Annotated in this window: 10 protein-coding genes and 1 pseudogene; 4 read left to right on the forward strand and 7 right to left on the reverse strand. The window is 74.3% G+C overall.

Annotated features, from left to right (window positions below):
- The 4 genes from AB0M03_RS38585 to AB0M03_RS38600 all read left to right on the forward strand — a co-directional run.
- Positions 1-189: DUF2267 domain-containing protein (locus AB0M03_RS38585; RefSeq protein ID WP_363501140.1), on the forward strand; the 189-nt coding region annotated here is incomplete at its 5' end.
- 68 nt (positions 190-257) lie between these two features.
- Positions 258-626, forward strand: coding sequence for an STAS domain-containing protein (locus tag AB0M03_RS38590; RefSeq protein ID WP_363501143.1), 369 nt, complete (start codon positions 258-260; stop codon positions 624-626).
- 313 nt (positions 627-939) lie between these two features.
- Positions 940-1,356 (forward strand): STAS domain-containing protein, encoded by a 417-nt coding sequence (locus AB0M03_RS38595; RefSeq protein WP_363501146.1) that lies wholly within the window; start codon positions 940-942, stop codon positions 1,354-1,356.
- Between the two features lie 65 nt (positions 1,357-1,421).
- On the forward strand, positions 1,422-1,838 hold the full coding sequence (locus AB0M03_RS38600; protein ID WP_363501149.1) for an ATP-binding protein: 417 nt from the start codon (positions 1,422-1,424) through the stop codon (positions 1,836-1,838).
- A gap of 192 nt (positions 1,839-2,030) precedes the next feature.
- On the opposite strand, the gene pstS is transcribed toward AB0M03_RS38600, so the two are convergent.
- The 7 genes and pseudogenes from pstS to AB0M03_RS38635 all read right to left on the reverse strand — a co-directional run bounded on the left by pstS (position 2,031) and on the right by AB0M03_RS38635 (position 9,426).
- Complete coding sequence (gene pstS / locus AB0M03_RS38605; RefSeq protein WP_363501152.1) at positions 2,031-3,173, reverse strand: phosphate ABC transporter substrate-binding protein PstS; 1,143 nt, start codon at positions 3,171-3,173, stop codon at positions 2,031-2,033.
- Positions 3,174-3,288: 115 nt separating this feature from the next.
- A pseudogene (locus AB0M03_RS38610) lies at positions 3,289-3,510 on the reverse strand (Lrp/AsnC ligand binding domain-containing protein); the annotation flags it as partial.
- A 22-nt stretch (positions 3,511-3,532) separates the two neighbouring features.
- A complete protein-coding gene (locus AB0M03_RS38615; RefSeq protein ID WP_363501155.1) occupies positions 3,533-5,251 on the reverse strand; it encodes an aldehyde dehydrogenase family protein in 1,719 nt (572 codons plus the stop codon).
- 43 nt (positions 5,252-5,294) lie between these two features.
- On the reverse strand, positions 5,295-6,596 hold the full coding sequence (locus AB0M03_RS38620; RefSeq protein ID WP_363501158.1) for an MFS transporter: 1,302 nt from the start codon (positions 6,594-6,596) through the stop codon (positions 5,295-5,297).
- A gap of 50 nt (positions 6,597-6,646) precedes the next feature.
- Positions 6,647-7,573: a TauD/TfdA family dioxygenase gene (locus AB0M03_RS38625; protein ID WP_363501161.1), complete on the reverse strand. Its 927-nt coding sequence runs from the start codon at positions 7,571-7,573 to the stop codon at positions 6,647-6,649.
- A 226-nt stretch (positions 7,574-7,799) separates the two neighbouring features.
- Entirely contained in the window at positions 7,800-8,405 is a 606-nt protein-coding gene (locus tag AB0M03_RS38630) for a TetR/AcrR family transcriptional regulator (protein ID WP_363501164.1), read from the reverse strand.
- Positions 8,406-8,478: 73 nt separating this feature from the next.
- Positions 8,479-9,426 (reverse strand): 2-hydroxyacid dehydrogenase, encoded by a 948-nt coding sequence (locus tag AB0M03_RS38635; protein ID WP_363501166.1) that lies wholly within the window; start codon positions 9,424-9,426, stop codon positions 8,479-8,481.
- Positions 9,427-9,689 lie beyond the last annotated feature (263 nt).

Here is a 9,689-nt window from a genome sequence, read left to right on the forward strand (position 1 = left end):
CCGGCGTTCGTCGAGGCGGTCGCCCGCGCCCTGCACACCAGCCTCGCCTGCGCCCGCTGGGACGTCTCCTCCGTTCTGACCGCCCTCGCCGAGGCAGCCGGCGGCGAGCTGACGGACCGCCTGCTCGGCCGACTGCCCCGCGGCTACGCGCTGCTGTTCGGCCGTGCCGACCTCGCCGTCGCCGCCTGAACCCACCCTGCCGGGCCGGACGCCGGAGCCGGCCCCGGCGGGACACGACGCAGGAAGGGAGCGCCGACGTGCCGGGCGACCTGAAGACGAAGGTGGAGCACGTGGGCCCCGTGGCGGTGTGTTCATTCGCCGGGGACCTGCAGATGGAGACCGAGGCGCAGGTGCGGGCGGCGCTGAACACCGCGCTCGGTCTCTCCCCGCAGGTGCTGGCCGTGGATCTCGCCGGGGCGGAGCTGTTCACCTCCAGCGGCCTGAACGCGCTGCTGCAGGCGCGCCTGGACGCGGCCGACCTGTCCGTGCCGGTGGTGCTGCTCGCCCCCAGCCGTGTGGTCCGCCGCGTGCTCGAGGTGACCGAAGCAGAAGGCCTGTTCCCCGTCTGCGCCGACGCGCGGGAGGCCGTCCGGTACGCTCCGACCCCGCAGGCCCCGGGCGCGTGACCGAGGACCTCTTCCTCACCCGCACCGCTGCCGGCACGCACGGCCGCGTCGGCCGACCGGCGAGGACGGCCACCGAGCCCCGTCGATGCGTTGCGGCGCGCCCCGGCACACGGCGTCGGCCGGACCGGCCGGATCGGTGAGGTCGGGAAGCGGTGGGAACGGGCGAACGGGGTAGGGGTGGGTACCGGAGTCCGCCATCGTGGCGTTCGTCGGATGCCCGTCGGCTGTCGCCGCACTGTCTCCCGATCCCGCGAGGAAATGATGCCCCGGCCCACCGCCCGGTGGAGCCATCGGTGGGCTCGGAGGGCACGTCATGGCTTCGCCCAACCCCTTTGTGCAGTACGACGGGCCGGCAGCGGATCTGGAGATCGGCACCGCTTCGGTGGGGGAGGCGGTGGCGTGCTCGTTCGTCGGGAACCTGCACCTGGACAACGAGGCGCAGGCGGGGCGGGCCCTCGGCGAGGCCCTCGCCCGGTGCCCGACCGTCCTCGCCGTGGACCTGTCCGCCGTGCGGATGTTCACCTCCAGCGGCTTGAACGCGCTGCTCGTCGCCCGCCGTGCCGCAGACGCCGACGGCGTGCCGCTGGTCCTGGTGGCCCCGAGCAGGAGCGTGCGGCACGTCCTGCAGATCACCGACGCCCACCGGGTCTTCCCGATCTTCCCGACCGTCGAGCAGGCGCTGGACCGCCAGAACGCATCCCCGTCGCCGGACGGTGCGTCCGGCGTGTAGAACGCCTCGGGCAGGGGACACGGGAGGGGCAGCGGACACCTTTCCCGGTCCGCTCGGGAACCGTCATGCCACCGCTTGCCACCTCGGCCCACCGCCACCGCTGCCTGGCCTTCCGACCGGGCGAGCGGAGGGGCTGCGTCCGCCGCGGCATCGACTTCACCCGGCTCGCCCTGGCGGACTGGCGGCCCGGCACCGACCCGGCGGTCGCGGACGACGTGATGCTGGTGGTGGCCGAGCTGCTCGCCAACGCCGTCGACCACGCCGGAGGCCCCGTGACCATGGACCTCCGGTTGGACCCGCGGGCCGGCCGCCTGCGGATCGACGTCTCCGATGCCGGCCTCGCCGAACCGCGGATCAGCCCCGCCCGACCGCTGGAGCCGCACCACCGCGGTCTGCGCATCGTCGACCACATTTCCGCGGCCTGGGGCAGCAGCCCGAACGCCGCGGGCAAGACCGTCTGGGCCGAACTCCGCCTGCCCTGACGTCCCACCTCCGCCCGCACCGGGCCCCGCCGGCCCCGGCACCTAAGCTCGCCCCGCCGTGACCGGTGGATCGCGGGCCGCGGGGTGCCGTGGTTCGTGCCGGCGACGATGGGCACGTCCGGTCGCCCGTGCGCTTCCGGGAGCCCGGCACTTGCCGAAAGCGGTTGGGCGGGCCGGTCGCAGTGTCCCGGTTCAGGACAGGGTGGGGATCACCGCTTGGACCTTGGAGGCGATCTCCGGGGGGAGCGGGACGTAGCCCTTGTCGCCGATGGCCTGCTGGGCGGGTTCGCTGATGGTGTAGGTGAGGAAGGACTGGAGGGCGGGCAGGGTGGCGGGCTTGTTGCCCTTGTCGCAGACGATCTCGTAGGTGACCAGGACGACGGGGTAGGCGCCGGGTTCCTTGGTGGCGTAGTCGAGGTCGAGGGTGAGGTCGCTGCCGGTGCCGGTGCTGGTGCCGGTGCCGGCGACGGTGGCCTTGGCGAAGGTGGTGGCGGCGTTGGCGGCGGTGGCCGCGACCGGTCCGGGTGCGCCGGTGTTGATCGCGGCGCTCTTGAGGCCGTTGGTCTGGGCGAAGGACAGTTCGACGTAGCCGATGGAGTTCTTGACCTGCTTCACCTGGGCGGCGACGCCGGCCGAGCCGTTGGCGGACTGGCCGCCCTGTCCGGCCCAGGTCTTGCTCGGCGGGTAGGGCCAGGCGCCGCCTCCGGCGGCGGCGAGGTAGGCGGTGAGGTTGGCGGTGGTGCCGGAGTCGTCGCCGCGGTGGAAGCTCTGGATGGTGGTGTCCGGCAGCGTTGCGTTCGGGTTGAGGGCGGTGATCGCGGGGTCGTTCCACGTGGTGATCCGGCCGTTGAAGATCTTGGCGATGGTCGGGGCGTCGAGCACGAGGTCGTCGACGCCGTCGACGTTGTGGACGATCGAGATCAGGCCGGCGACCATCGGCAGGTCGATGCCGCGTCCGCCGGTGCACGCCTGCTTCGAGGCTTCGACCTCCTCGGGCTTCAGCGGGGCGTCGGAGCCGGCGAAGGCCACCTTGCCCTGGTTGAACTGCTGGACGCCGGCGCCCGAGCCGCCGCCGCCGTAGGTGACGGTGATGTTCGGGCAGGCGGTGCCGAAGGCGGCCTTCCAGATGTCGATGGCGTTCGCCTGGGCGGTGGAGCCGGCGCCGAGAAGCTGCCCCGATCCGTTGCAGACGATGGACGCCGCGGCTGCCGGCACGGTGGCCTGGCCGGCCGGAGACGCCGGGTCCTTGCCGCAGCCGGTGGTGGGGGCGAGGAGGACGAGCAGCGCGGAGGCTGCGGTCAGGTGACGGGCATGCCGAAGGGCCCGACGGGACATGGCGGTCTCCAGGGATGCTGGCGGTCTGCGCACACGGCGGACACGGCCATCATCACCGACCGCCCGTACCGGTGCCCGCCGACACGGCCGACCGATCCGTCTGACCGAGGGACCGTCAGCGGGTGGGGAGGGGCGGCGCGGTGCGTTTGGCGTAGCCGGTGATCGGGGCGGTCTCCAGGGCCTGGATGCCGTCGAGGGAACCGAGGCGGTCGGTGGTGTAGGTGTAGAGGTCTTCGGCGTTCCGGAAGACGGCGACCGCCAGGAGGTTGTGGGTGCCGGTCGTGGCGCCGATGTAGGCCGTCTCGGCGTCGGCGGCCAGGGCGGCGGCGGTCGGTGCGAGGCTGCCGGGGCGGTACCGGTCAGCCGCGCAGGGCGGACACGAGCAGGCCGGGCAGGCGGCGGGCGGCCGGGTCGGCGGTGTAGCGGGCCAGGCGTTCCAGGGTGGTGCGGCCGGTGCGGTGGGTGACGAAGTGCGGCGGGCGGGGCGCGAGGGAGGGCGAGCCGGTGAACAGGCCGCGCGGTGCCGGGGCGAAGGGGGCGCGGAGCACGGTCTTCTCGACGCCGTCGAGCATCCAGGTGTTGTTGACGAAGCCGGTGCCGCTGCCGATGTCCTGCCGGGTGTGTCCGGGGTGCGCGCCCCACGGGGTGTGTCCGAGGAGGAAACCCACGCCCGACCAGGTGTTCAGGGCGATCGTGCCGTAGCGCAGCCGGTTCACCGCGTCCGCCAGTGCCACCGGGTGGTCGCGTTCGGTGCGGGGGTGCACGAGGACGGTGGCGCCGAGGGTGCCGGGGAGGGTTTCGTCGGCGAAGCGGACGGCGTGGTCGAGGAAGGCGGCCGGGGTGTCACCGGGGAGACGGACGACGCCGAGGGCACTGGCGAACACCTCCTCGGTGAGCAGCGGGTCGGCGTGGTCGGTGATGTCGGGGACGAGGAGCCGGCAGCCGTCGCCGTACGTCTCGGCGCCGGGGTGCGCCTTGCGGACGCCCGCGAGCCGCTGCGCGGAGCCGGGGTAGTAGTCGGTGCGGAACGGCAGGGCGCACAGCACGGCGCGGACGGCGTCCAGCAGTCGTTCGGTGCCGTCCCACTGACGGGGCACCAGGAGGACCTGGGCGGCGATGCAGTTGTGGCCGGAGTTGTTCATCTTGGCGGTCACGATGTGCTCGGCCTGGTGGTGGAAGTCGGCGGCGCTCCACGGGCCCGGCACGACGATGAACGGGCTGACACCGCCGAGTTCGCTGGTGAGTGGCTTGTCGACGAGCGGGGTGTCGGCGCGGCGGCGCTGTTCGGCGCGGTCGTCGGTGCCCCAGACGACGGCGTCGTGGGTGCGGGCGCTGCCGGTGATGTGGACGGCGTCGACCTCGGGGTGGGCGGTGAGCCGGGCGCCCTCGGCCGGCCCGCCGTCGACCAGGCGCAGCCAGCCGTTCCGGACGAACTCGTGGAACATCCGCTCGTAGTGGGGCCGCAGGTAGGCGTTGACCGGGTTCATCTTGGCGACGACCACCCGGCCCTCGGCGTACAGCTGGTGCAGGATGTCGGTGGCGGTGAGGGCGGCGACGTTGCCGGCCCCGAGGACGAGGGCGATGCCGGGTCCGGCGGGGCCGTGGCGGTGGCGGGCGGCGGCGCGCTCGCGGGCCTGCTCGGCGCTCGTGCCGGGCACGAGCCGGACGCGGGCCCGGTAGCCGGCCAGCAGCAGGCGGTCCGAGGCGGTGGCGGGGAAGACGTCGACCCAGGTCCGGCCGTCCGTCTCGTGCACCCGGTCGGCGGGCAGCGGGTCGTGGCCGGCGGCGAGGCGCCGCAGGCCGTGCAGACGGGCGGTGGTGTGCTGGGCGAGGGCCCAGGGGCCGCCGGCCCAGTCCTCGGCGGCCCACGGGGAGTCGGGCGGGTAGCCCTTGTGCCGGCAGGCGTCGGCGACCAGGTCGGCCGCGGTGTCGTGGATCCTCGGCAGCAGCCGCTCCAGCAGGCCGATGCGCAGGTCCGTCGGGGTGGCGGCCCAGGAGGCGGCGCCGGCGCGCAGTTCGGCGAGGGCGCGGTCGAGGTGGTCTGTCCCGGCGGGGGCGGGAGCGGTGGGGTCGGGCACGGTGCTCCTCGAAGCGGGGTGGTGGTGGCGGGAGCGGTCGGGTTCAGGCGGAACGGAGGCGGGTGATGTCCCGGGCGGGGTCCACGAGCAGCGTGGCGGCCGCGCCGAGCAGCAGCAGGAGACCGGCGATCCGGACGGCGAGGCCGTAGCCGGCGCTACCGTGCAGGTCGACCAGGTGGCCGGTCAGGGCGGGGGCGGCCAGGCCGGCGGTGGTGACGACGGCGTTCATGAGGCCGAGGGCGCCGCCGCGGCGGTGCTCGGGTGCGACTTCGGCGACCGTGGTCACCGCGACGGTCACCATCGTGCCGCCGAGGCCGAACGCTGCGATCAGCAGCGGCACGGTGGCCGCGGAGTGCGGCACCGCGGGGAGGGCCAGGCAGGCCAGTGCGGAGACCAGCAGGACGGCCCCGCCGACGCGGGCCCGGGCCCAGCGGCTGGCGACGCCCCGGCGCAGCAGTCGGCCGGTCAGCCAGGCCTGGCCCAGCAGGGCGAGCGTGTTGACGGCCCACAGCGCGGCCACCAGGTTCGCCGTGGCGGTGTCGGAGTAGCCGAGGCCGTCGTGGAGGTAGCTGGGTACCCAGACCAGCAGCAGTGCGGTCATCCAGTAGGTGCCGAAGTAGGCGGCCGTGCTGCCGATCCAGGTCCGGGTGGCGAGGATCCGCCGGTAGGACGGGCCGGCGGCCGGCGCGCCAACCGTGTCGGGGGCCCGGCCCCGGACCGGCCGGCCGGTGCCGGTGGTACGGCCGCTCTCCCGTCCGGCGAGGACCCAGACGACGGCCCACAGCACGCCCGCGACGGCGACGGCGCCGAACGCGGAGCGCCAGCCCAGGTGGTGGACGATCCAGGTCAGCCCGGGCGCGGCGACCACCACGCCCAGGGTGGTTCCGGCCATCACCAGCGCGCCCGGCAGGTTGCGCCGCCGGTCGGGGAACCAGGAGAGGGCGGTGTGCTGGGCGACGGGGAAGGCCGGTCCCTCCGCGGCGCCCAGCAGGATCCGCGAGGCCACCAGCAGGGCGGCGCCGCCGCCGAGGGCCATGGGCGCCTGGGCGAGCGACCAGAGCAGCACCATGGCCAGCAGCAGCCGACGCGGCCGTACCCGGTCGGAGAGCAGGCCGACGGCGGCGCCGGAGATCGAGAACAGCAGGAAGAAGGCGCTGTTCGCGAGCCCGAAGGCGGTCGCCGACAGGCCCAGGTCGCGGCGGATCGGGTCCGCCGCGAGGCCGAGGACGGACTTGTCGGCGAAGTTGACCATCATGAAGACCACCAGCAGGCCGGTGACGGTCCAGGCACGGCGCCCGGGGACGGTGGCCGGCGGGGCGGTGGTTCTGACGTCGGTGTCGGTCATCGGGGCTCCGCGGGGGTGGCGGCCGGCAAGGGGGAGTGGGGTGTCCCGGGTCAGGAGAGCGGGCCGCCGGCGACGGCGATCCGCTCCATGACGCGCCGCTGCGGGTAGTAGTCGCTGATCGCGTAGTGCTGGGTGGCGATGTTGTCCCAGATCGCGATCGAGTCCGGCCGCCAGCGGAACCGCACCTGGAACTCGGGGATCCGCGCCTGGAGGCCGAGCAGGTGCAGCAGTTCGCGGCTCTCCGCCTCCCGCAGGCCCGTGATGCGGGTGGTGAACGGCTCGTTGACGTACAGGGTGGGGCGGCCGGTGCGCGGGTGGTGCACCACGACGGGGTGCTCGACCGGGGGCAGCACGGTCCTGAGGGCGGCGATCTGCTCGGGGGTCATGAACGAGCCCCAGGTGGGCTCCCAGTCGTGCACTGCCGTCAGGCCCTCGATGCGTGCGCGCAGCTCCGGGTCGAGGTTGTCGTACGCGGCGCCCATGTCGGCCCACATGGTGTCGCCGCCGGCGGGCGGGACCTCGACGGCACGCAGGACGGAGCCCATCGCCGGGGCGGCCATGAAGGAGTGGTCGCTGTGCCAGATGTTCTCCTGGCCGATGGCGGTGGCGTCCTTGGCGAGCCGGGAGACCCCGGCGGTGTCGCCCTTGGGGAAGAACGGGTTCGGCTCGGGCGGGCCCCACACGCCGGCCAGGGCCAGGTGCGCGCGGGCGTCGAAGCGGTGCTGGTCCCGGAAGAAGATCACTTTCCACTCGTCGAGGGCCCGGCGCAGTTCGGCGGCGAGGTCCTCGCCGATCGGGCGGGCGAGGTCCACGCCGGTGATCTCGGCCCCGATGTGGGGGGTCATCGGGGTGATCTCCAGCAGGCGGAAGTCGGCCTGCGGGGTGCCGGGCGCCGTCCGGTCCAGCCGGCGGCGGCCGGCGTGGAACAGCGGCTTGGCGAGGATCGGGTGCGGGGTCGTGCTCACGGCGGTGCCCATGCGGTCCTCCACGGTCGCATCGGAATTCGTTACCGGCAGTATTGATATTCGGCTGCGCCGGGGCAAGAGGACGGAGCGGGGAAATTTCGTGGCACACCGGGGCGGTGGCGGGGCAGTCCGGGCATGCGGGTCCGGCCGGATCCCGGGCAGGAAGCGCGGGGATCAGGAGTCGCGGGGGTCGGGACGTGCGGGGATCGGGAGTCGCGGGGGCCGGGAGTCGCGGGGATCAGGAGGTGCGGCTGACCGCGCGTACGACGAAGTCGACCAGGTCGTCCACGAGGTGACCGTCCGGCAGTTCGCGCTCCGCCAGCAGCCGGTAGATCATCGGGGCGGCCACCAGGGTGGCGGCCGAGCGGACGTCGATCTCCGGTCGTACCTCGCCCCGTGCGATGCCCCGCTCCAGGATGCTGCGGGTCTCCGACATGATCCGGTCGGTGTAGGCCGCGTACGCGCCGCGCTCGCCGGGCTCCGCCGCCGCGGCGGCGCCGATCAGCTCGGCCAGCAGCCGGTCCGTCCCGGGCATCCGGTAGGAGGCCAGACGCGCGGTCAGCACCTCGCGCAGTTCGGCCCGCAGGTCGCCCAGGTCGGGCACCGAGAGCGGTCCGATCCGGCTCTCGGCAGCCGCGATCACCAGCGCCTGCTTGGACGACCAGCGCCGGTACATGGCCGGCTTGCTCACGCCCGCCCGAGCGGCCACGGCATCCATGGTGACCGCCCGGATGCCCTGCTCGGTGACCAGCTCGATCACCGCGTTCAGGGCGGCGCCCGTCACCCGCTCCTCCCGCGGACGCCCCGGTCCGCGTCCGCCACCGCGTGCCTGTGTGCCGACCATGGCAGCGAGCATACGGGCGACCCGGGGCATGACGGCCGACCGGCCCCGCCCGTCCCCCCGGACGGGCGGCGGCTCACCGCCCCGTCGACCCTTCGGGGCCCAGCACCACGTTCGCCGGCGGAAGCCCTGCCGTGAAGCGCTCGAGCTGGGAGCGCACCAGCTCGCGGGCACGCGGCCGGAAGGCCGAACTGTTCCCGCCGACATGAGGGCTGATCAGGACGTTCGGTGCGGACCAGAGGGGATGACCGGCCGGCAGCGGTTCGGGGTCGGTGACGTCCAGGGCGGCACTCAGACGTCCGCTGCGCAGCTCGCGCACCAGCGCACCGGTGTCCACCACCGCGCCGCGGGCGACGTTCACCAGGAGGGCGTCGTCCTTCATCCGGGACAGGAAGCCGGCATCGACCAGCCCGCGGGTCTCCGGTACGAGCGGGACGGTCAGCACCACGACATCCGCTGCACCGAGCAGGCCGGGCAGCTCGCCGAACGCGTGCACCGGGCCGTTCGGGCTCTCCCGCGCCGTGCGTGCCACCCGCACGATGTCGCACTCGAAGGCGGCGAGCCGCGCCTCCACCGCCGCGCCGATGGATCCGTGGCCGACGATCAGCACCGTCCGTCCTGCCAGGGCGGGACGGAACCCGCCCGACCACCTCTGGGCCTGCTGGTCCACCACGAATCCGGGAATTCCGCGCAACGATGCCAGCGTCAGGGCCACCGCCAGTTCCGCCGTGCTCGCGTCGTGCACCCCCCGCGCGTTGCACAGCGTGACGCCCGCGGGCACGTGCGGTGCCAGATCGTCGACGCCGGCGCTGAGCGACTGCACCACCCGCAACCGCGGCATCCGGGCCAGCAGGGGGCGGGCGGCCGCCGTGAAGGTGTACGGGACGACGAAGAACTCGACCGTCCCGAGCACCTCCGCGCCCGGGGGACCGCCCGTGCCGTCCCAGACCGCGGCACTCCAGCCCTCGGGCAGACCCCCCACCTCGCCGGGCGGGTAGGGCAGCAGCACGCGCGGACCGCTCACGACGCGACCGCCCGTGCCGCGGGCGGTGCGGCCGTGGGCCGGCTGCGGACGGCGATGTCGGGCATCTCATCTCCTGCGGGAACCGGGCCTGCACACGACAGTGGACGTGCACCAGTGTCACACCGTGATCGACGTTGCGCCTGCGCCCGGACGGACGCGAATTCTTCCGGGCCGATGCCCTCCGGCCGGCGGCGGGCCGGGGGGCACGGGCCGGGTGGGGGAGTGGGGGGGGGTGTGGTTGTTTTTGGGGGGTCGGGGGGGAA

It is taken from the genome of Kitasatospora sp. NPDC051914, from assembly GCF_040680995.1.
Classification (GTDB): domain Bacteria; phylum Actinomycetota; class Actinomycetes; order Streptomycetales; family Streptomycetaceae; genus Kitasatospora.

What these genes read in the sequence shown, in the direction of transcription:
- AB0M03_RS38595 (WP_363501146.1), top strand. Translation starts at nt 940, where the DNA reads ATGGCTTCGCCCAACCCCTTTGTGCAGTACGACGGGCCGGCAGCGGAT.
- AB0M03_RS38600 (WP_363501149.1), top strand. Translation starts at nt 1,422, where the DNA reads ATGCCACCGCTTGCCACCTCGGCCCACCGCCACCGCTGCCTGGCCTTC.
- pstS (WP_363501152.1), bottom strand. Translation starts at nt 3,173, where the DNA reads ATGTCCCGTCGGGCCCTTCGGCATGCCCGTCACCTGACCGCAGCCTCC.
- AB0M03_RS38620 (WP_363501158.1), bottom strand. Translation starts at nt 6,596, where the DNA reads ATGACCGACACCGACGTCAGAACCACCGCCCCGCCGGCCACCGTCCCC.
- AB0M03_RS38625 (WP_363501161.1), bottom strand. Translation starts at nt 7,573, where the DNA reads ATGGGCACCGCCGTGAGCACGACCCCGCACCCGATCCTCGCCAAGCCG.
- AB0M03_RS38630 (WP_363501164.1), bottom strand. Translation starts at nt 8,405, where the DNA reads ATGGTCGGCACACAGGCACGCGGTGGCGGACGCGGACCGGGGCGTCCG.